The 21,326-nt window shown below is 37.8% G+C and carries 24 protein-coding genes and 4 pseudogenes; 22 read left to right on the top strand and 6 right to left on the bottom strand.

The window, feature by feature from the left end:
* Nucleotide 1: 1 nt before the first annotated feature.
* From flgK to WH390_RS04870, 4 genes and pseudogenes are all read right to left on the bottom strand, one after another.
* Entirely contained in the window at nucleotides 2-1,648 is a 1,647-nt protein-coding gene (gene flgK / locus WH390_RS04885; RefSeq protein ID WP_032115310.1) for a flagellar hook-associated protein FlgK, read from the bottom strand.
* Between the two features lie 106 nt (nucleotides 1,649-1,754).
* Entirely contained in the window at nucleotides 1,755-2,678 is a 924-nt protein-coding gene (gene flgJ, locus WH390_RS04880; RefSeq protein ID WP_032115309.1) for a flagellar assembly peptidoglycan hydrolase FlgJ, read from the bottom strand.
* Nucleotides 2,678-3,751 (bottom strand): flagellar basal body P-ring protein FlgI, encoded by a 1,074-nt coding sequence (locus tag WH390_RS04875; RefSeq protein WP_032115398.1) that lies wholly within the window; start codon nucleotides 3,749-3,751, stop codon nucleotides 2,678-2,680. Before WH390_RS04875 ends, flgJ begins: the two co-directional genes overlap by 1 nt.
* Nucleotides 3,752-3,812: 61 nt before the next feature.
* Nucleotides 3,813-4,136, bottom strand: a pseudogene (locus WH390_RS04870) (flagellar basal body L-ring protein FlgH); the annotation flags it as partial.
* Nucleotides 4,137-4,338: 202 nt separating this feature from the next.
* Here WH390_RS04870 and WH390_RS04865 point away from each other — a divergent pair.
* The 14 genes and pseudogenes from WH390_RS04865 to WH390_RS04800 all read left to right on the top strand — a co-directional run bounded on the left by WH390_RS04865 (nucleotide 4,339) and on the right by WH390_RS04800 (nucleotide 12,113).
* The gene (locus WH390_RS04865; RefSeq protein WP_032115308.1) at nucleotides 4,339-5,349 is read left to right on the top strand and encodes an IS110 family transposase; all 1,011 of its coding nucleotides are present in this window, start codon (nucleotides 4,339-4,341) and stop codon (nucleotides 5,347-5,349) included.
* Nucleotides 5,350-5,619: 270 nt separating this feature from the next.
* Nucleotides 5,620-5,817 (top strand): annotated as a pseudogene (sctS, locus tag WH390_RS04860) (type III secretion system export apparatus subunit SctS); the annotation flags it as partial.
* A complete protein-coding gene (locus WH390_RS04855; protein WP_052044867.1) occupies nucleotides 5,817-6,095 on the top strand; it encodes a hypothetical protein in 279 nt (92 codons plus the stop codon). The pseudogene sctS and the gene WH390_RS04855, both read left to right, overlap by 1 nt.
* Nucleotides 6,092-6,598 (top strand): type III secretion system export apparatus subunit SctT, encoded by a 507-nt coding sequence (gene sctT / locus WH390_RS04850; protein ID WP_052044866.1) that lies wholly within the window; start codon nucleotides 6,092-6,094, stop codon nucleotides 6,596-6,598. Before WH390_RS04855 ends, sctT begins: the two co-directional genes overlap by 4 nt.
* 3 nt (nucleotides 6,599-6,601) lie before the next feature.
* A complete protein-coding gene (locus tag WH390_RS04845) occupies nucleotides 6,602-7,006 on the top strand; it encodes an EscU/YscU/HrcU family type III secretion system export apparatus switch protein (RefSeq protein ID WP_238565681.1) in 405 nt (134 codons plus the stop codon).
* The gene (locus WH390_RS04840) at nucleotides 6,981-7,121 is read left to right on the top strand and encodes an EscU/YscU/HrcU family type III secretion system export apparatus switch protein (protein ID WP_406850696.1); all 141 of its coding nucleotides are present in this window, start codon (nucleotides 6,981-6,983) and stop codon (nucleotides 7,119-7,121) included. The genes WH390_RS04845 and WH390_RS04840 overlap by 26 nt, the downstream gene beginning before the upstream one ends.
* A pseudogene (locus tag WH390_RS04835) lies at nucleotides 7,103-7,656 on the top strand (EscU/YscU/HrcU family type III secretion system export apparatus switch protein). Before WH390_RS04840 ends, WH390_RS04835 begins: the two are co-directional and overlap by 19 nt.
* A gap of 504 nt (nucleotides 7,657-8,160) precedes the next feature.
* Nucleotides 8,161-8,499, top strand: a pseudogene (locus tag WH390_RS04830) (YscG family type III secretion protein); the annotation flags it as partial.
* Nucleotide 8,500: 1 nt separating this feature from the next.
* Complete coding sequence (locus tag WH390_RS04825) at nucleotides 8,501-8,683, top strand: hypothetical protein (protein ID WP_032115305.1); 183 nt, start codon at nucleotides 8,501-8,503, stop codon at nucleotides 8,681-8,683.
* The gene (gene sctI, locus WH390_RS04820; RefSeq protein WP_032115304.1) at nucleotides 8,683-9,018 is read left to right on the top strand and encodes a type III secretion system inner rod subunit SctI; all 336 of its coding nucleotides are present in this window, start codon (nucleotides 8,683-8,685) and stop codon (nucleotides 9,016-9,018) included. The genes WH390_RS04825 and sctI overlap by 1 nt, the downstream gene beginning before the upstream one ends.
* A 4-nt stretch (nucleotides 9,019-9,022) precedes the next feature.
* On the top strand, nucleotides 9,023-9,745 hold the full coding sequence (sctJ, locus tag WH390_RS04815; RefSeq protein ID WP_052044865.1) for a type III secretion system inner membrane ring lipoprotein SctJ: 723 nt from the start codon (nucleotides 9,023-9,025) through the stop codon (nucleotides 9,743-9,745).
* A gap of 6 nt (nucleotides 9,746-9,751) precedes the next feature.
* Nucleotides 9,752-10,369: a SctK family type III secretion system sorting platform protein gene (locus WH390_RS04810; RefSeq protein ID WP_032115303.1), complete on the top strand. Its 618-nt coding sequence runs from the start codon at nucleotides 9,752-9,754 to the stop codon at nucleotides 10,367-10,369.
* Nucleotides 10,315-10,953, top strand: coding sequence for an HrpE/YscL family type III secretion apparatus protein (locus tag WH390_RS04805; protein WP_081932880.1), 639 nt, complete (start codon nucleotides 10,315-10,317; stop codon nucleotides 10,951-10,953). The genes WH390_RS04810 and WH390_RS04805 overlap by 55 nt, the downstream gene beginning before the upstream one ends.
* Nucleotides 10,954-11,360: 407 nt before the next feature.
* Nucleotides 11,361-12,113 carry a YdiY family protein gene (locus WH390_RS04800; RefSeq protein ID WP_032115301.1) on the top strand — a complete coding sequence of 251 codons (753 nt, stop codon included), beginning with the start codon at nucleotides 11,361-11,363 and terminating at the stop codon, nucleotides 12,111-12,113.
* A 68-nt stretch (nucleotides 12,114-12,181) separates the two neighbouring features.
* Here the strand turns inward: WH390_RS04800 and WH390_RS04795 are convergent, their stop codons facing one another.
* The gene (locus tag WH390_RS04795; RefSeq protein ID WP_032115300.1) at nucleotides 12,182-12,922 is read right to left on the bottom strand and encodes an SDR family oxidoreductase; all 741 of its coding nucleotides are present in this window, start codon (nucleotides 12,920-12,922) and stop codon (nucleotides 12,182-12,184) included.
* Between the two features lie 1,068 nt (nucleotides 12,923-13,990).
* On the opposite strand from WH390_RS04795, the gene agaR reads away from it, so the two are divergent.
* The 8 genes from agaR to WH390_RS04755 are packed head-to-tail and all read left to right on the top strand — an operon-like array spanning nucleotide 13,991 to nucleotide 20,761.
* Nucleotides 13,991-14,764: a transcriptional repressor AgaR gene (gene agaR / locus WH390_RS04790; protein WP_032115299.1), complete on the top strand. Its 774-nt coding sequence runs from the start codon at nucleotides 13,991-13,993 to the stop codon at nucleotides 14,762-14,764.
* Between the two features lie 55 nt (nucleotides 14,765-14,819).
* Nucleotides 14,820-16,121, top strand: coding sequence for a D-tagatose-bisphosphate aldolase, class II, non-catalytic subunit (locus WH390_RS04785; protein WP_032115298.1), 1,302 nt, complete (start codon nucleotides 14,820-14,822; stop codon nucleotides 16,119-16,121).
* Nucleotides 16,118-17,275, top strand: coding sequence for an SIS domain-containing protein (locus tag WH390_RS04780; protein WP_032115297.1), 1,158 nt, complete (start codon nucleotides 16,118-16,120; stop codon nucleotides 17,273-17,275). Before WH390_RS04785 ends, WH390_RS04780 begins: the two co-directional genes overlap by 4 nt.
* A 12-nt stretch (nucleotides 17,276-17,287) precedes the next feature.
* Nucleotides 17,288-17,770, top strand: coding sequence for a PTS N-acetylgalactosamine transporter subunit IIB (gene agaV, locus WH390_RS04775; RefSeq protein WP_032115296.1), 483 nt, complete (start codon nucleotides 17,288-17,290; stop codon nucleotides 17,768-17,770).
* A gap of 11 nt (nucleotides 17,771-17,781) precedes the next feature.
* Nucleotides 17,782-18,573 carry a PTS N-acetylgalactosamine transporter subunit IIC gene (gene agaW / locus WH390_RS04770; RefSeq protein WP_032115295.1) on the top strand — a complete coding sequence of 264 codons (792 nt, stop codon included), beginning with the start codon at nucleotides 17,782-17,784 and terminating at the stop codon, nucleotides 18,571-18,573.
* Nucleotides 18,563-19,456 carry a PTS system mannose/fructose/sorbose family transporter subunit IID gene (locus WH390_RS04765; protein WP_032115294.1) on the top strand — a complete coding sequence of 298 codons (894 nt, stop codon included), beginning with the start codon at nucleotides 18,563-18,565 and terminating at the stop codon, nucleotides 19,454-19,456. Before agaW ends, WH390_RS04765 begins: the two co-directional genes overlap by 11 nt.
* A gap of 9 nt (nucleotides 19,457-19,465) precedes the next feature.
* Nucleotides 19,466-19,897: a PTS galactosamine/N-acetylgalactosamine transporter subunit IIA gene (gene agaF, locus WH390_RS04760; protein ID WP_032115293.1), complete on the top strand. Its 432-nt coding sequence runs from the start codon at nucleotides 19,466-19,468 to the stop codon at nucleotides 19,895-19,897.
* Between the two features lie 9 nt (nucleotides 19,898-19,906).
* On the top strand, nucleotides 19,907-20,761 hold the full coding sequence (locus WH390_RS04755) for a tagatose bisphosphate family class II aldolase (RefSeq protein WP_032115292.1): 855 nt from the start codon (nucleotides 19,907-19,909) through the stop codon (nucleotides 20,759-20,761).
* Nucleotides 20,762-21,019: 258 nt separating this feature from the next.
* Here WH390_RS04755 and WH390_RS04750 read toward each other — a convergent pair whose 3' ends face one another.
* Nucleotides 21,020-21,298 (bottom strand): hypothetical protein, encoded by a 279-nt coding sequence (locus tag WH390_RS04750; protein ID WP_032115291.1) that lies wholly within the window; start codon nucleotides 21,296-21,298, stop codon nucleotides 21,020-21,022.
* Between the last annotated feature and the right edge of the window lie 28 nt (nucleotides 21,299-21,326).

The raw sequence follows: 21,326 nt of genomic DNA, 5'->3' as shown, positions 1-21,326 counted from the left end.
ATCAGAAAATGCGCATTAAAGTCTCAAACAAACTATTTGCCACTTGAACAACTTTGGCGTTTGACATATAAAATTCTTGCATGCGGGTCATTTCCAAATATTCTTCATCCAGATTGACACCGGCAATTGACTGCTGCTTCTGGTAATAACTATCGGTTATCACTGATTGGGCTTTTACGTCTACTTTGGCCTGATTTGCTTTAGCCGCTATATCACTAACGACAGAAGTATAAGCTTTGCTGTAAGTTGACCTGCCATCAATCAACTTTTTATCTTGTAGTGCTAATATTTCCTTAATATTGCTATTATCTGCCTGCCCTGTTCCCGCCTGACCAGCAGCTGCAATACCTGTCGGATTGGTCATTACAACCGATAATCCATCAATAACCCCCTCAACCGGCTTGATAATAAACTGGTCACCGGCTTGTGGTGTTGAAGTCGTAGCAACCTCAATTTCCATACCAGCAAAGGTCAATTTTGTGCCGTTAGTACTAGATGCGGGTGTAACAGTGACAGTTACCGGCTGCTTTGTTGCCAGTTCAGTGACCTGCCAATTGTTACCATCAAAGGTCATGGCATAGTCAATACCTTTAACTTGAGTGGTATTGGTAAATTGAGCAGAAAAATCACTGCTACCCTGATTTTGTTGATTGGCCACAATAGTCGGTTGGCCAGTCTTAAACAGTGCTTGACCAGCATTACCCTGTAAATCATAACCGCCCTGCTGAACCTGATTGACACTTTCAGCCAACACCAAACCCAGATGGTTAATTTTTTGTCGGTTAGGTTGCAGTACCTCATCACGCACGGCTAATGCACCGGCTAATTGACCGCCAGTGACAGAAGCATAATCAATTTCACGGCGGATGGTCATGCCATCATCATAACCTAGTGTGATATGGTTAGGATCAGCGGCTGATGGCTGCGCGAAGATCTTATTCGCTTTGTTGCCGTTGACCAGTGATAAGCCATTGGTAAGGTTAATATTGATAGTCTCACCATGGGCAACAACATTAATGCCAACCACTGCTGACAGTTCGCGTGCCAGCTGATCACGCCTATCTAATATCTCATTCGGTACATTGCCCTGCAGGCCTTTGACTTTTGTGATCTCACCATTCAAATTGGCCACTTGTTGCGCCAACTGTGAAACTTTATCCGCTATCATGCCAATATTGCCATTTAACTGCCGTTCCATGGCATTAAATTGCTGTTCAACCGATTTAAACCGATTAACTAAAGCTTGAGATTTGTTAACCACGACATTTCTCAACGGCTCAGAAGCAGCATCCGTTGACAACATTTGCAAACTACTAAAGAATTCAGTCACCGATGAAGCTAAATCGGTATCAGAAGCCGACATTAATTTATCCAATTGCAATGCATAGTCAGCATAAACTTTTAACTCAGACTGCTTTGTTAATGACTTGTTATAGTTGGTATTGATAAATTCATCGTATTCACGTTGAATACCAGCCACTTTTACTCCATTCACATTGTTTGTACTGCTGCCATCCGTTGCTAAGGTAATGGTTTGACGGTGATAACCCTCTACTTTAGCATTGGCTATGTTACTACTAATTGTTGCCAACGCAGTTTGCGCTGTTTTTAAGCCGCTCATTGCGGTATTCATTAAACTGCCAGACATAGTCAGTCTCCTAACAAATTCTAATACTGCCAGCTAACCGACAGTGAGATAATGGTTTTACCCAATAAAATATCGGCTTCGAAAGACGAAACTTAAGTAGTGAGCATCAAAAAAGATCGCTTAAATCATGCTGATAGAGTTGCTTTGCTTGTTGAGTGGTAGTTTTCAACTGTTGAATAAGTTGGATCAGTTTTTGCGCATAGCTCGGATCGGTAGCATAACCCGCTGCTTGTAACGCAATTGCCGCCTGTTCTGGTGTATTGGCAACCACGACTTTAGCGTAACGTTGGTTTTGCGTCAGCAAATTAACATAATCGGTAACCGCCTCAAAATAAGAGGGATAGACCCGAAAATCATCGCGTATTTTGACTGCCTGGCCATCAATATATTCGGTAGTGACGATATTGGTCACCTTACCACGCCAATTTTTACCGGCTTTAATAGCAAATAAATTATGACTAGGGGTTCCTTCAGCGGTCATAATTTGACGTTGTCCCCAGCCGGATTCTAAGGCCGCTTGGGCAATAATCAGTAAATGCGGAATACCACTATTTTCACTGGCTATTCTGGCTGGTATAAACAACTTAGCCAGGAAATCGGCACTGTTTTCTGATAGATATTTTAGGGCTCCCGCTGCTTCTTCCGGTAAAAAACGGCGAAATGTACTAACTATCTGTTCCGGTAGATGGTGGTTAAGTGACGGCGCAGACTGAACATCTTGCGGTTCACTATGCTGACGAGTTAACTGTTCAACCATAATATCAGCAAAACCTAAGCTTTTGTGCGACAGATCTTGGGCTAATTGCTGATCATAAAGGGAGGTATAAAGATGACTTTGTTGGTTACTGAACAAACCTTCTTGTGGTAAAGCCGCCCGCATGCTTTTTAGCATCATCTGGACAAAAACACTTTCTAATTGCTCAGCGACCTGACGCAGCCCCTGTTGAGGCTGCTGGCTAACTTGATTCTTCAAGGCATTCAATGATCTGGCGTCGTAGGCTGCTCCTGTCAGTGTTGCAAGATCTTGCATTAAATGATCTCCAACTTAGCGCGCAAACATCCCGCACTTTCCATCGCCTGTAAAATTGACATGAGATCCATTGGTGTAGCACCTAGCACATTTAACGCGCGGATCACTTCATTTAAATTGGCACTGGCATTCACTTTATGTAGCCCATCATTTTTTTCATTCAGGGCGATATCGGTGTTACGGGTTACTACCGTCTTACCACCGGCAAAAGGGGTGTCAGGCTGACTGACGTTAATTTGTCTATCCACCGTAATCGAAAGCCCACCTTGAGAAATGGCACAATTATCTAACATCACACTACGATTCATCACCACCGAACCGGTACGCGCATTTAAAATAATTTTGGCATCAATCGGTACTGATTTTATAGATAAATTCTGAATTTGCGCTAAAAAACGTACTTGTTCACTCTGTATAGCTGGTAATCTGAGTTGAACTGTCCGGGCATCCAATGGCGTTGCAGTACCAAAACCTTTGATACGATTAACTGCATCAGAAATCGTCTGCGCCAGCGAAAAATTTTCTTCATTCAACTGTAAATTAAGGATGTTGGTTTTACCAAATTGGCTGGCCAGTTCACGTTTGATTACCGCTCCCCCACTAATGCGGCCACCCGCTAATTGGTTAACCTTGACACTACTGCCCCCGGCACTGGCGCCGGCGCCACCCACAATGATGTTACCTTGGGCAACGGCATACACCTGATTATCAGCGCCTTTTAACGGGGTCATCAAAAGAGTACCGCCGCGCAAACTCTTAGCATTACCCAATGAAGAAACCACCACATCAATGGTTTGTCCAGCACGGCCAAAAGGCGGTAATTTGGCGGTGATCATCACCGCCGCCACATTTTTCAACTGCATGTTGGTACCCGCTGGCACCGTGATCCCCAATTGAGACAGCATATTATTCATACTTTGGGTAGTAAACGGGGTTTGCATAGTTTGATCCCCCGTTCCATCCAGTCCGACTACTAAACCGTAGCCGATCAACGCATTTTCCCGCACGCCTTCAATACTGGTTAGATCACGAATACGTTCTGCTGATACCATGCTCGAACATAACAATAACATTGGCAATGGTAACCAAAATAGTAACTTAGATAATAATGAATCAACCATAAGCTCCCTCTGTTTAGAATGGCGAAATATTTAACAATATCCGCTGTAACCAGCCCATATTTTGCGCTTCGTTAATATAACCATCACCGACATATTCAATACGAGCATCAGCAACCTGGGTTGAATTGACGCTATTGCTACCACTAATGGTTCTTGGATTGACCACGCCCGAGAAACGGATATATTCTGTGCCTTGATTAATAGCGATCTGTTTTTCACCGACAACCTGCAAATTACCGTTAGCCAATAATTTAGTGACGGTCACGGTTATGGTTCCTTTGAAGGTATTATTGGCATTGGCGCCACCTTTGCCGCCAAACTCATTTTCGCCTTGTATGTAATAGGCATGTGGTGGTTAGCTACTATCACATGAAGTGGAGTGAGCCAGATTTTCGCCTAAGGTTATGACCTTCTATGGAAGCTATAGCCCTCCACTTCACCTTTCACGCCAGCATTAACATTGAACGGTTGCCAAGAGCAATGACTCTGCATGTACAAGGCTAATAGGCGTGATGGTTCAGTGAAAGGAGAAAGCATTTATGTTTCAGTTAGGTATTGATGTCAGTAAGAAAACTCTTGATCTGTGCCTATTGCGAGAAGGTGTAAAAGGCAGAGTAAAAACACGTAAGCTTAAAAACGATTTCAACGCCGCCAGCGCTGTAATAACTTGGCTTCGCAAGCAACACGTTGAGCCGACTGATATCCATATCATCATGGAAGCCACCGGGGTTTATCACGAATTACTGGCTTATGGCCTTCACAAGTCCGGAGTAAGGATATCGCTTGCCAATCCCCATCGAGCAAGAGAGTTCGCACGAGGCATGGACATTTTGTCAAAAAATGACAGTGTTGATGCTTATATGCTCGCCTGTTACGGTGCACTTAAAGTGCCTGAACGATGGGTTCCCCCGCCTGAAAATGTCCGTTATCTCAGTGCACTTCTTCGCCGACGAGATGCGATTATCACCGACAGAACCCGTGAAAAAAACAGGTTGGAAAAATGTCGGGCAACGGACACCCCTCCTGCTGTGACTGAATCCATCGAGAATGCACTTCGTAACTTAAGCACGGAGATTGAGCATCTGGATGCTCTTATCCTAGCTCACCTTGACCAGCATCCTGAATTAAAAAAGGATTTTGACTTGCTGACGTCGATAAAATCCGTCGGTATTCAGTTAGGTCTGAATATGCTGGTTATATTGCGCAGTCATCATTTCGACACTGCAAAGCAGGCAGCTGCTTTTCTGGGCGTGGTGCCTATTGAAAAGATCTCCGGTTCCTCAGTCAGAGGTAAGCCGAGACTGTCTAAAATAGGACCCCCTGAAATCAGGGCAAAGCTTTATCTGGCGTCACTGTGCGGTCTGAAATTTAACCCTGTGATGAAGCTGATGTATGAGAGGTTGTGCCAGCGTGGCAAGGCTAAAATGTGCGCCATTGGTGCTTTGATGAGGAAACTTGTTCACTGGTGTTATGGCGTTTTGCATACGCAGAAAGCGTTTGATGCTGAATATCAGTCTTCCGATGGGCGTAGCGCATGTAAGGCGGCATGATGTTGTTTTATATGGCTCTATAGTTAAACCGACGACACCCGGCGTAAGCCGGTGAAGGACTGTCAGAGAGCCGTATACCCCATCCGCCCTGAATAGCCATGTGTGCTTATAGCTATGATGGTGTTGATATAAGCCCTTTTAACCCCGTTAGCGCGGCCTAGCCGCGATGTATCGGGGACTTAGTACTGGCAGCTTGCTGACAGTGCTTAGGAGGCTGTATTCCTGAAATTAAAGCGAGTTTTTTCTTGACTTTACACGGTAGCTTCCATGCCGCCTATTGTGGTTGCTGCTATTGTCGGCACCCTAGTTTCATTAATTCAAGCTTTAACCCAGATCCAGGAACAAACATTAGGATTTTTATTTAAATTAATTAGTGTCATTGTCACTTTACTGGTGATTGCCGATTGGTTGGGACATGAAATCTATCGTTTTACTGATCTGATCTTTCAAAGGATTGTAAACTTATAATGCCTTTTCAAGAGTTACAACAATATTTATTAGCTTATTCACTGTTTATCCCCCGGTTATTGGGATGTTTCACTACACTACCTATTTTGAGTAAAAAATTATTAGGCGGAACATTACTAAGAAATGGCATCATATTTTCTTTAATATTTTTTTTAATCCCTACCATTGATCCACAATTAATCATCAATATCAGTGGCAATGAATATATTTTACTCATTATTAAAGAAACATTACTGGTTTTTTTTTCGGCTTTATCGCTGCAATACCTTTCTGGATGATGCAATCTATCGGTTTTATGATCGATAACCAACGTGGTACTACAATGGCTTCTATTGTTAACCCGCTGTTTGATGAACAAACCTCACCAATGGGATTATTTTTTAGTCAAGCTTTTACAACGCTATTCTTGATTAGCGGCAATTTCCTATTACTGATACAAACCCTTTATTACAGTTTTTCTCTTTGGCCTATCGATCAATTTTTACCTGGCTTTAATGAGCAATTATTAGCATTTTTCATTCAGCTATTTAAATTGATGTTAGATAATTTTCTGATATTAGCGGCACCTTTAGTTATTGCGATGTTTATTGTTGAATGGGGATTAGCATTAATTAGCCGTTTTGCTCCTTCATTAAATGTATTTATCTTATCTATGCCCTTAAAAGGTGCTATTTCCAGTTTATTATTAGTCACTTATTTTAGTATATTAATTTCGCATGCAGAAATAATACAAAGCCAAATAAATAAAAGTTATAAAAAACTGATTCAAATATTGAGCTAAACAATGAGTGGCGAAAAAACCGAAGCACCAACCGCAAAAAAAAGCAAAGATGCACGCCAAAAAGGCCAAATACTTAAAAGCAAAGAGATTGTTTCCAGTAGCATTATTGTGATCCTATTATCGCTACTATTAAGCTTATCCACTTTCTTTATTGAACATTTTTTATTGCTCTTTGCTTATCTTCAAGACAGTAGCTTGCTAGATTTCCAAACAGGGAAAGCCAAAATTTTGCCACATATTTGGCATATTACAATTAATATTTTATTACCAATTATAATCGTAACAATAATTATTATCGTATTATCTCATGTTGCTCAGTTTGGTTTTTTACTTAGCCCTTCATCTTTAAAACCCGATATTAAACATATTAATCCGATCGCCGGTGCAAAAAAAAATATTTTCACTTAAAAATTTACTTGAATTTTTTAAATCATTAATAAAAGTTATTTTTATTGGTTTTATTGTTTGGTTTGTTATTAAAGGTAATATTAATTTTTTTTCCATCTGCCAATATGCGGATTAAAATGCATTCCAGTATTTATTGGACAATTACTTACCCAACTAACTGTTATTTGCGTATTAGGATTAATTATCATTTCGTTATTAGATTTTTGTCTTGAACACTATTTTTATATTAAACAGTTAAAAATGAGTAAAGAGGAAATAAAAAAAGAACATAAGGAAATGGATGGTAATCCGGAAATTAAAGGTAGAAGAAAACAATTACATAAAGAGCTGCTAGTTAACAATATCGTAAACAAGTTAAACAATCCTCAGTAATTATCACTAACCCAACGCATATCGCGATTGGTATACGCTATGTTAAAAATCAAACCCCTTTACCTATCGTCACCTTAAAACAAACAGATGCTTTAGCGCAGTTGGTAAAAAAAATTGCCAAACAAGAAAATATCCCTATTATTCAACGAATTCCTTTAGCCCGTAGCTTATATGCCGAAGGGATTATTAATCAATATATTCCAGAAAATACCATTGAGACGATGGCTGAGGTGCTACATTGGCTAATCGAAATCAAGCAAACAGATGAATATCATTAGTATCATCAAGTGAGTGATTATTTACCCATTAAAAATCCTTATCGTTATTTTTTTTATCATTATAATGTTAACACCTAATATGAGTAAAAACAAAATTTAAATCTAATTTTTTACCGATTAAATATATTTTCTCACATTACTATAGCTTATTTTATTAATCAAAAACTGGATAAACCAGCTAAATGATTAAAAAAATTTAACTATTGAGCAAGTATTAACTAAAAAACACCCCATTATCGCGGTTAAAAACTTTTTTTAAAAAATTTTCAACCGAAAAATACAATTTAAGTCTAATTTTATATGTTAAAATAAATCTAAAATTTAATAAAAAAATACATTAATTAACAAAAAACAAACAATGATAGTGTTTTTATTAACCCTAATATGGTAATTAACGATCAATAAAAGCGGAAAAAACGAATGATAACATAGCATCTATCAATTAAATGAATAAGGACATATTTTTTAATATTTTGAAATATATTCTGACAATTAGAAAAATTATTAATTGAGCTGGCAATTACCGCCGTAGAAAAAGCGTATTTAACGGAAGCTAATGATATTTCTTGCTGGCTAACGCAATTAGATAAAAAATATCTTGAATCAGCATTACTGATAAAAATCCTTATTTTGCTGCGTCAGGAGCAGTATCAAACTATTTTGGAGTTGGCGCAACAATATGACTATCTAAATTTAATGCCTTTTTTTATTTTATCTGCCCATCAGCTAGGCTTAACAAAATTAAAAAATAACTTTTTGGCTAAACTTAATATAAATAAAAATCAACATGCTGATTTAATTAATTTTGCTTTATCATTAATAGAAAATTATCAGAGCAATTAATATGAAAATTAACTATGATTATTATCCACATGATTTCAAAACGATAGTGCAATTAACTGACGATCAGCACAATAATATTGTTGTCACTACAGATAATATTGCGCTTAACCAACAGCAAATATTACTTGATGGATTAATCAAAAATTTAAGTCAATATACGCATCAAATTGATAAGGATGAATAATGGATATTAAACAGGTTAATAACAACATAAAATTTAATTTAGATGAAATTAATCAATCGATAGAAAATGTTAATCCAATCAATAATCAATTTGCCATAACTGCAAGATCAGCAAATAATGAAATCAATTTCTTTGAACAAATAGAATCAGTACGCCAAAATATGAGCCGGGCAAAAACTGAATTCCAGCAAAATATGAATAGTGAAGAGTTATCACCGCAAAAATTAATGCAAGTACAGTGGTCGTTGATGAGAATTACCTTACAGGAAGAATTAATTGCTAAAACTGCCGGTAAAGTTACCCAAAGTATGGAAACCTTATTAAAGGCACAATAACCAGATGAAAATAGTGCTGATTACCTTACCGTTGTTATTATCCATACTGCTAACTGGCTGTAAAACTGATCTCTATACTGGCCTGTCGCAAAAAGAGGCTAATGAGATGTATGCATTACTCAGAAATGAAGGAGTTTCCATCCACAAAGAAGTCGACAAAGAAAATACCGTCAAATTGCTGATTGATGAATCAGACATCGCACAGGCAACTGAGATATTAAAACAACATGGTTACCCAAGAGAAGTTTTCTCTTCGTTAAAAGACGTTTTTCCAAAAGATAGTTTGATTTCTTCTCCTGTTGAAGAGCAAGCGCGGCTTAACTTTGTTAAAGAACAAGCGCTGGCAAAAACAATATCACAAATAGATGGCGTCCTTAATGCTCGGGTGCATGTGGTTATGCCTAATAATAATGATAAAAATAGCTTCTCTTCCGCATCTGTCTTTATAAAATATGCGCCTAATGTCCAACTAGATAACTATACTCCACAAATAAAGCGATTAATTCACAACAGCATTGCTGGATTAGATTTTGATAGAATTAGCGTAGCATTAATACCTGGCTCGGAAATATTACCTAGCAATACATATAGTCAAGAAAAACATTTTTTAGGTATCGATATTAATGAACATACTTATAATAAATTTATTATTCTTATATCTTTACTTATTTTTTTACTTATTAGTACTAATCTACTGCAATATTTCCTTAATAAAAGAAAATCGTAATAAAATATGCTGACACTTTTCCAATTACAATATTGCCCGGCACTTTATATTAATATTGAAAATTTACCTAATCTATGGCAAAAAACACTACAAAATTTACCTAATTGGCGCCACTCAAAAAATATAAATAAAATTATTTTTAAACATTATAAATTAAATAACAATATGATAAAAATTGAGAAAAATGAAAATATTGCCCTTTTCCCTCAATATGAATTTAATCAAATTTTAGCTTTATTAGGCATAATGTTACACATCAAATCACTTTCTCATTGCATTAATAGTAAGCAAATAGGCTTTATTATTAATGAGATTGGTAAAGAAAAATATCGCTTTTGTTTAGCCAACGCAAATTTTATTATTGGTAATTGGCCGGAAGGCTGGCAACAAAAATTACCACTTGAAATGCATATAAATTATTTTTGCCAAACCGGACTTAATTTCTGGTTAGAGACTATCAACCAGAATAATGTCGATTTAATTAAACGCTTAAAATTACGCTTACCGAAAAAAAAGATAGAAAAAAATATTATCATAGCCGATAAGTATAAACCCGTTGCAGAGATATTATGTCAAAAGATAACCAAAGAAGTAAATTTACAATGTTACCATTTACTCAAATAGATGATCAGATCATCATTAACGATGAAATAAAAATTTTAAAAAAAGCCGATTATCAATCCTATCTTAATGGCCAAGAATTTATCAATATTGCCAAACAGCATGCCAGAAAAATTGAAAATGATGCAGATAGTATTTATCAAGAGCGTTATACCGCCGGTTGGCAAGAAGGTTTGGCACAATCAGCCCAACAACAAGCAGAGATTATTCATCAAACTTTAATAAATTGCCAAATTTTTTATCAACAAGTCGAAAACCAATTAGTTAATATTACTATAGAAGCGATGCGAAAAATTATTGCTAATTATGAACCTAATGAACTTTTATATAAAAATATCAGCCAAAATCTTGCGCTTGTTCATCAACATAAAAAAGTTATCTTACGCATTTCACCTAAGCAAGTTAATTTTTTGCAAAGTAAATTAACCGAACTACATAAAATACAACCAGAAATTGAGTATATTGATATTGTTGAAGATCCGAGATTAGAAGAGAAAGATTGTATTTTAGAAACTGAAGTCGGTATGTTAAATGCCACTATTGAGAGTCAATTAAATGCAATAAAGCAAGCCTTACTAGGAAAATAAACATTGTTTTAATTAATAGCAGTAGATAAAAAATTAAATAATAGTATTTTCCTGCCCTAATTCATTTTCCTCACCCGGCAGTGATAACTAGCTTTCAGATTTATAGTGAACCTTTTATAAGAAAATTCCTATTTTTTTGATTTTTTAAATAATTGAAATAAATCGATCACTAAATAGTGAATTAATTTTTTATTATAGATTTTAATAGATTAAATTACCATTTAGGCTTCAAATTGATCAATAAAATACTGATTAAAATATATTTCAGTATTTAGCCAGTTAATTTAATAAAATGACAATAATCAAACATTGCTGGCATAAAAGCACAATTTTATCTATATTGGAGGATTATTAAACTACATTATTCGTTTAATTTAGATAACATGCAAGTAATAATAGGAGCACGCATGATCACCTTTGATAAAAAAGTTTTATGGATGACATTTTTTATTAGTCCTCTTGCGATAGCTAATGATAGCCTATTTACCGTAATGGATGACCCTGCAACGGCAAAAAAAGATATTGAAATGTCAATCTCAGGTGGTTATCAAGTACAAACAGGAAACTCAAAGAGTTCAAACTTAACAGCAAAATCAGCACTAACACTCTATTCTTCAAACTTAGCTTATAGCTTTTGGGGAAATGCTACCAACAACTCATCCAATGATAAAAGATCATCGGAAACCTATCAGTTAGGTGCCAGGACTCGATACAATTTAACTAAATATGATTATCTATTCGGTCAAGCTAGCTGGTTAACTGATAGATATAATGGCTTTGATTCTAAAGACGTATTTGCCGTGGGCTATGGCCGACAAATATTTGATGGCCCCATTCATTCACTAAAAGTTGAAGCTGGCCCAAGTGTCAGATATGAACATTTTACCAGTGGTGGCCATGAAATAACAGGATTAGGCTACATTGGTGCAAACTATGAATGGAAAATTACTGATAATACGTCATTTAAGCAAGGTATATCATTTTTTACCCGACTCAGCAATGACTCTTCCGCTATCTCAGAAACTGCCTTACAAGTTGCCATGAGTGAACGGCTGTCACTCAATTTGATCTACAACGTTAACTGGAATGATAATCCTCCGCTCTCGGCACCAAAACGGATCAGCACCAAAACATCCATCCAATTAGGTTATGCTTTCTGATAAATCGATTATTATTATTAATTACTAAAATCAATAGACCTATCTAATTAGGTCTATTGAAAATATTATTAAAACTCTTGCCGGGTTGGACGAAACAGAATTTCATTAATATCAACATTTTCTGGTTGTTTTATAGCAAAAATTACCGCTCGAGCATAGGAATCTGCCGGAATGGCATAATCGTTATAAAAAGATCGCATTCTGGCAGCGATATCTGGATCACTAATACTATCAAGCAACTCACTAGTGATTGCCCCTGGCGAAATCACTGTTGTTCTAATATGATAAGGTATCATTTCTTGCCGCAAACCTTCCGAGATCACTCGTACTGCCGTTTTGGTCGCTGAATAAACTGCACTGCCTGGCTTTACTTTATGTCCTGCAACTGACGATGTATTAATAATATGGCCACTCATCTGTTTTTTCATATAGGGAAGCGCTGCTGCTATCCCATAAAGCACGCCCTTTAAGTTAATGTCGATCATCTCATTCCATTCATCAATATGACAATCTTCTAACAGTGATTGCGGCATAATACCGGCATTATTAACTATCACATCAATTCGGTTATACAATGCAATTGCTCTGTCAACTAATGCCTGTAGCTGCTCAGGTTTTGTGACATCGGTGGCGACAACGGCTTCTTTATCAAGATTTAATTCTTCGGCTAATGATTGCAATCTATCAATACGACGCGCCCCCAAAACCAGTTTGGCACCATCTTTAACTAAATGACGAGCTAGTTCTTCACCTAATCCACTACTTGCACCGACAACGACAATAACTTTATTTGCAATTCCTAGTGCCATAATCATTATCCTTTTGGTTATATACTATTCATCAGCATATTTGTCTAAGCAATTGACCTTTTTTAATTTGACCTGCTGAAAGAATCTTACTGCAAGCCATCTAACCTTTCGATATCTTCAGGTCGCTTTTCCAACTGAGATAAATAGCGCAGATAAAAATAATCAATGTCCTGAATGAGTTAAGCTGTTTACTGTTCAATAACCATTTTTCCCTCTACTCACAGCGAAGAAAATTTTGTCATCAAAGCTAATCTTACTAGCTAGATAAAAGATAGCCACTAATGAACAATAGATAATTTTAACTATAGTCAATAATAGGCCAAGGATCTTTGATAAAGAGAATAAAAACACTAACTCATTATTGCAACCATTTGAGCTATTTTTAGCCTAAAAAAGTATTCTATCGAATGCATAAAATAAGATTAATATTTTATTTTTTATAAAGACAAAAACCTTATTATCTATTTATTCTTATTATTTTTAATTATATAAAAACAATTAATTAAAAAAGTTGACATTATTTTCACAGCAATAACAGATAAATTTTTAATATTAAGATAAGTTATTTTGTTAAACACAATAATAATCTTATAAACAACTTAATTGAATCTATAATGCTATTAATTATGAACAATAAAATAACAAATATTGTATTTTAATAATATTGTAAATAATTATTTTATTTTCCTCCCACTAAAGGTGTTAATAAATACTTTACCCATTGCGCAACTATTTTTTATTTTGTGATCCTTATCACTACCCCTACTGTATAAGCGATGATACTGTGACTAAACAAAATATCTTTCGTTTTGTCCGTGCATGATTTTTTATCAAACACCGTATTACCTGGCTTAAACTTCGTAAATAAAAAAATCATCACAATATTATTACTTTCGATATTTTATAAATCGAAAGTAATATAAACCCATTATTCTATAAAAATGAACTTTAATCATGATCACAGTTTCGTTTACTTTCTTTTGTTGTAATTACTAATGCGTTGTTTGTGCAATTAACTTTAGTTTCTATTGTTTACCACCACGATTTAATAACGTAACAGGAGTTAAAATGAGTACTGATACAATAAAACGCCGAGAAACTATTATCGACATGCTATACCATGATGGTAGTGTAAAAGTTACCACTCTTAGCCGGCGTTTTAATGTCTCTCTGGTGACCATTCGTAATGATTTACGTTATTTAGAAAAAAAAGGCTGTGCATTACGCTCGTATGGTGGCGCAATGGCAAATAACAAATTTGCTTTCGACAGACCCTTTCAAATAAAAGGTCAAATAGATAGAGAACTAAAAATATTGATCGCTGCCAAAGCGGCAGAGTTTGTCCAAGATGGCGATTCGATAATTATCGACTCAGGCTCAACAACAACTGAAATTGTGCCTTTTTTACGTAATCATCATGCATTGGTGGTGATGACCAACGCACTTAATATCGCTTATGAATTAGCCAATCTTGAGCAAATTGATGTGATAGTTCTAGGTGGAAATACGCGTAAAAATTCCTACTCCCTTTATGGTTCAATCGCAGAACAACAGCTTGCTCAATATCGTTTCAATACCTTGTTTCTTGGCGTTGATGGTTTTGATCTTGAAGCTGGCATCACAACCCCTCATCCAGGCGAAGCTCACCTTAATCGTATTATGTGTGATGTAGCACATCAAATTATTGCTGTCACAGATGGCAGTAAATTTGGCCGTAAGAGCTTTTGTTTAATTTGTGAAACCACACAAATTCATCATCTGATTACTGATAGCCGGATCCCAAAACAGTACCGTGAAACACTAGCTGAACTTGGGGTTAATGTCATTATTGTCGACGAATAACGCCTTGTTGATTTAATCCTAAATATAAATATACATCAGCTAGCAGGGAAATATTATGCAGTCGCTACTACAACTTATTCATCGCCATAAATCTGGCGAAGCGGTCGGGATCTATTCTGTTTGTTCTGCTCACTCCTGGGTATTAGAAAGCGCTTTACAGCTAGCAAAAGAGAGAAAAACCTCGCTTTTAATTGAAGCTACCTCTAACCAAGTAAATCAATTTGGCGGCTATACTGGTATGCAACCAATTGATTTTAGAAATAAAGTATTCAACATCGCGCATAAACTGGATTTTCCGACCCAACAAATTTGGCTAGGTGGTGATCATTTAGGACCCAATGTATGGCAAGAACACAGTGCAGAACAGGCTATGATATTTTCAGAAACGCTGATCTACGACTATGTCAAAGCTGGATTTCGAAAAATTCATCTTGATTGTTCAATGCCTTGTGCTGACGATGCAACACCTTTAACGGACGAAATTGTAGCTCAACGTGCAGCCCGTTTGTGCGCTGTGGCTGAGCGCAGTTGGCAAGAAAATGGCGGTGAAGCACCCGTTTATGTTATTGGTACGGAAGTGCCTACACCAGGTGGTGCTAAATCAGCACTGACCGGTATACAAATCACATTAGCTAAAGCTGCCGACACAACCCTTAATATCCATCAAAAAGCTTGGCACAATACAGGACTCACCGACGTTTGGCCTAGAGTTATCGCTCTGGTTGTGCAACCGGGCGTTGAGTTTGACCATTACCAAGTTGAACACTATCAGCCAGAAAAAGCGAAAGCACTTAGTCAATATATTAAGAGCCATCCCCACATCGTTTACGAAGCCCATTCAACCGATTATCAAACTGCACAAGCTTACCAAAATTTGGTACGTGATCATTTCGTTATTTTAAAAGTCGGGCCGGCATTAACATTTGCCCTGCGTGAAGCACTGTTTGCACTTGATAAATTAGATCGTGAATGGAATGGAGAACATGTTGCAGCGCATCTTAGCGAAACCCTTGAGCAAGTGATGTATGAACAACCAAACCACTGGCGGCCTTATTACCAAGGTAGTGCACATCAGCAATATATTGATCGCCAATACAGTTTGAGCGATCGTATTCGCTATTATTGGACCAATCCTAAAGTCTCGGCGGCAGTTGAAAAGTTATTAACCAACTTACGCCAGCATCCCGTTCCCCTCGCTATGTTAAGCCAATATCTACCAGAGCAAATGGAAGCAATTAATGCAGGTCGCTTATCAGCCACTGAGCCGAAAGAGTGGGTAAAGGATAAAATTCGTTCGGTATTAATGCATTATGCCATCGCTTGTGAGACAAAAACAGAAGGAGCCGTTGTATTATGATCCCCTTTTTCTCATATGATGCCCTATGGCTTAAAAGCCATAACGCGCAATACACCGTACAAGAAATCGAGCAACAACCTCAGTTATGGCGTAACTTATATCAAACGCTAACAGATAATTCAGCTGCCTGGCAAAACTTCCTTTACCCAATACTAAAACACGCTAATTTACAAATTATTCTGTGTGGCGCAGGCTCTTCAGCATTTGTTGGCAAATCAATCGCACCTTGGTTACGCGAACATAGACATTTAAATGTTTATGCTATTGATTCAACGGATATTGTGCCAACACCAAAGCAATATTTGGACAAAAGTAAACCCACTTTATTTATTTCTTATGCCCGCTCGGGTAATAGTCCAGAGAGCCTTGCGGCAATAAAGCTTGCAGATCAATTGTTAACAGAGTGCCATCATTTAATCTTAACCTGTAATCCCCAAAGCAAACTCACAGATTATGCAACAAACCGAGCAAATGTCTATTTACTCACTATGCCCGAAGGATCAAACGATCGCAGTTTTGCCATGACATCCAGTTTCAGTTGCATGGCATTAGCGACCATATTGTTATTAGGCAATTCAAATTTAAGCCATGCGCAACAGAATTTAGCCACCTTAATCACTTTATGTGAAAACCAGGCCAGCAACTGGCAAACAATTATTCAACCTATTATTCAGCAAGGTTTCAATCGCATGATAGTTTTAGGTTCCCACTGTTTTACCGGTATAAGTGAAGAAGGTGCGCTTAAAATGTTAGAGTTAACGGCGGGACAAGTTGCCACCCGTTATGACTCAACGATGGGAGTTCGCCATGGCCCGAAATTTTTTATTGATGAAGAAACGTTAGTTATCATTTTGCTTTCTCAAGAAGCGTATTGTCGACGTTATGATCTGGATCTACTTAATGAATTAAAGCATGATGGACGGGCTAAAAAAATCCTGGCCTTAAGTAGTCTACCTGATAGTAATGCCATTGAACTTAACACGACGCTAGCTGATATTTGGCTTATTTTTCCCTACCTATTATTTCTACAATTAATCGCGGTCGAAACTTCACTATCCCTAGGGCTAGCACCTGATAATCCCTGTCCAACAGGTGAAGTAAATCGGGTAGTAAAGGGTGTCCATATTTATCCCTACATACAACCAGAACAATAATAAGGAGCGTATATGTCCCCTCCAAACATCTTAATGACTCGAATTGATAATCGTCTGATCCATGGTCAAGTCGGTATTACTTGGACCAATTCTCTCGGTGCCAATTTAGTTGTCGTTGCCAATGATGAGGCTGCCAATGATCCAATCCAACAATCTCTCATGGATATGGTGGTATCCGATGGCGTACAAACCCGCTATTTTACCTTACAAAAAACGATTGACATTATTCATAAGGCAGCAGAACGGCAGAAAATTTTCATTGTTTGCAAAACGCCGCAGGATGTATTGACGCTGGTAAAGGGTGGGGTACCGATCGATTTTGTCAATATCGGTAATATGCATTTCTGCGAAGGGAAAAAACAGATCCATAAAACCGTTTCCGTTGATAACAATGATATCGACGCTTTTCATCAGCTTAATCAATTAGGTATCACCTGCGAAATTCGCCGTGTTCCAGATGAAAGCGGTGAAAATATTACCAATCTGCTAAATTAATGGAGACAAATATGTTTATTGATGCATTATTAATCGCCTTATTAGCAGGTATTGCTGGTGTTGACTTATTTAATGGTCTAACCCATCTTCATCGACCGATTGTAATAGGCCCGATCGTAGGGCTAATTTTAGGTGATGTGCAGACAGGTTTATTAGTTGGTGGGACTTTAGAACTTGTTTGGATGGGAATGGTACCACTTGCTGGAGCGCAACCCCCAAATGTGGTTATCGGTGGTATTATTGGCACCGCTTTTGCTATTCTCACCCATTCTGATCCTAAAGTTGCTATTGGGATTGCCATTCCCTTTTCGATTGCGGTGCAAGGTTGCATTACCCTATTATTTACCCTTTATTCACCCATGATGCATAAATGCGATCAAATGGTTAAAAATCTCAATTGGCGTGGTGTTGTTGAGTGGGTAAACTATTTTGGCATTATTATTCTATTTTGTTTTTACTTTATCGTTGCCTTCTTACCTATTTACTTCGGCGCTGACGCCGCCAGTGCTATGGTACAAAAAGCCCCACAATGGCTGCTCGATGGACTGGCGGTTGCCGGTGGTATGATGCCTGCAATCGGCTTCGCTTTACTGATGAAAATCATGATGAAGAAAACTTATATTGCTTATTTTATCTTAGGTTTTCTTGCTGTCACCTTCCTTAACCTACCGATTATCGCCGTCGCTTTAGGTGCCTTTGCTATCGCTTTAATCGATTTCTTTAACCGCACTCGTAATAATGATGGCGAAACAGCAAACATGCCATCAAAAACCAATCAACAGGAGATGAATGATGGCATTTAATGGATCTGATGAAGAGATGGCAAATAAAAGCGAACAACGCATGGCTCAAGCCCTAGCCACCAGCCAGGTAGAGAGTGATGACTATATTGATACCACGCCGGGTAAAGCACTAACCTCCTATGATATTAATGTTATGGCGCTACGTTCGCTCCTTTTGCAAGCTTCTTTTAACTATGAACGTATGCAAGCCGGTGGCTGGTTATATACGCTTATTCCCGCTTTGCGTAAAATTCACAACAATCCACAAGATCTTGCCAATTCCATGAAAATGCATATGGAATTTATTAATGTTCACCCTTTTGATGTCACTTTTTTATCCGGCCTGGTATTAGCTATGGAGCGCGGTAAAGAAAAAATTTCGACTATCCGCGCGGTTAAAGTTGCCTTGATGGGGCCATTAGGCGGGATTGGTGATGCCTTATTTTGGCTCACTCTATTGCCAATATGTGCCGGTATCGGTGCTTCACTTGCCTTGCAGGGGAGTATTTTTGGCCCGATCGTTTTCTTGCTGTTATTTAATATTGTTCATTTTGCCTTACGATTTGGTCTAGCCCATTACGGTTATCAAGCAGGAACTAAGGCGATTGCGATACTAAAAACTCACACCAGAAATATTTCTCATGCTGCCTCTATTGTCGGTATGACGGTAATCGGGGCACTGGTAGCTTCATATGTTCATCTCTTTACGCCGTTAATACTAAAGGCCGGTGAGGCCAAGGTGGCATTACAAAGCGATGTGTTGGATAAATTAATGCCCAATTTATTACCGCTGGCTTTCACACTAATCGTTTATGGTTTTTTAAAACGTGGGTTTTCAGCCGTAAAAATGATCGGAATTACCATCCTATTTGGGCTGGCAGGTAAATTAGTTGGATTCTTATAAGGAGTAAATATGTTAGGCATTGTCATTACTGGCCATGGAAGTTTTGCTAGTGGTTTAATGCAAGCAATGGAGCAAATTGTTGGTAAACAAGAGCAGTGTACTGCCATTGATTTTACTGAAGGCATGACAACAGAAGATTTACATCAAGCATTAAATCAAGCCAGTAAAATTTGTGATATCGGTGACGGCTTAGTATTTCTTACTGATTTACTTGGCGGCACACCATTTTCGCAAGCCTCGCAGTTAACATTGGCACATCCACAATGGCAAGTCCTAACGGGAACGAATATGCAAATGGCGGTCGAAATGATGTTAGAACGACAAGCGATCGATGCAGAAAAATTTCGTGATATGGCGCTGGATTGTGTCCACCAAGGATTAACCAGTTTATGGCATCAGCAACAGCAGAATAAAAGATCTCATAATAATGATGGTATTTAAGGAGTTACCATGTATTTAATATCTACCCGCGAAATGCTAAAAAATGCCCAACGAGGGCAATATGCGATACCCGCGTTTAATGTTCACAATTTAGAAACTATCCAAGTCGTTGTTGAAACTGCGGCCAAAATGGCTTCACCGGTCATTCTGGCCGGTACACCGAGTACCTTTACCTACGCCGGCCTTGAATACATGGTATCTATTTGTACCCAAGCCGCTTCATTGAATAAATTACCCCTTGCTCTCCATCTGGATCATCATGAAGGATTGAGCGATATCTGCAATAAAGTCAAAGCCGGTGTTCGCTCGGTAATGATCGATGCCTCCCATCTACCATTTGCAGAAAACATCGAGATCGTGGCTAATGTTGTGCAATTTTGCCAACGTTACGATGTGAGTGTCGAAGCTGAATTAGGTCGCCTGGGGGGGCAAGAAGATGAATTAGTTGTTGATAGTAAAGAGAGTTTTTATACCGATCCGATTGCTGCTAAAAAATATGTTGCGCAAACTGGTATAGATTCGCTGGCAGTTGCCATTGGTTCTGCTCACGGACTCTACCATGATGAACCTCATCTTGACTTTGAACGCCTGGCGGAGATCCAGCAGCAGGTAGATATTCCATTAGTTTTACATGGCGCATCAGGCATATCTGAAGAGATGATACGCCAATCTATTTCATTAGGGATCTGTAAAGTCAATGTGGCTACCGACTTAAAAATTGCCTTTGCTGATGCAGTAAAAATATATCTATCTGAACATCCTGACGCTAACGATCCCCGCAAATACATCACACCAGGTAAACAAGCAATGCAACAGGTAGTAGAAAATAAAATCATGATGTGTAATAGTGCCGGAAAAATCTAACGCTATATTGCCACTTCAATTAACCACTATTTAACACAGCTTGATGATTTATTATTTGGCAATAACTTATTCCAATAATATGAAATAACAAAGCTAGCTTAATTTTCATTAAAATAGATAAAAACAGCAATAAAAATAAATTATCCAGCGACTGACTAAATATTTGCGCTCGAATAAATTGATATTTAACAAGTTTAAATAATCATTAAAATTAGTTGTTTTGTTTAATAACAGAACAACTATTATCCTGAAACACCACTAAGCAAGCGCTACCCATAAAGGATCTTCAGGAAGATCGGTGATCGAGAGACCTGTTTCTGTCGGTGTTAACATAACCGTAGGTGGCTGCAAAAAGCTATATTGCTGTTGTTCATCATTATCATAAATTAATGCTTCCCGCTGATCTTCTGATAACCCCAAGTAAACCAGATCGTGATTAACATCTAAACTACTTCCGCATCTTACTATCCGACCAGCTATACTATCATACCAACTTCTAATTGGATTTCCCTCCCGATCCTGTAACCCCTGTAACATTGTGTGATCCGTAGAATGGGGCATTTCA

This window comes from Candidatus Arsenophonus nilaparvatae (assembly GCF_045346035.1).
In the GTDB taxonomy this organism is placed as follows: Bacteria; Pseudomonadota; Gammaproteobacteria; order Enterobacterales; family Enterobacteriaceae; genus Arsenophonus; species Arsenophonus nilaparvatae.
Note: the sequence above shows the minus strand (reverse complement) of the source record. Positions and strands in the feature narration are given on the sequence as shown.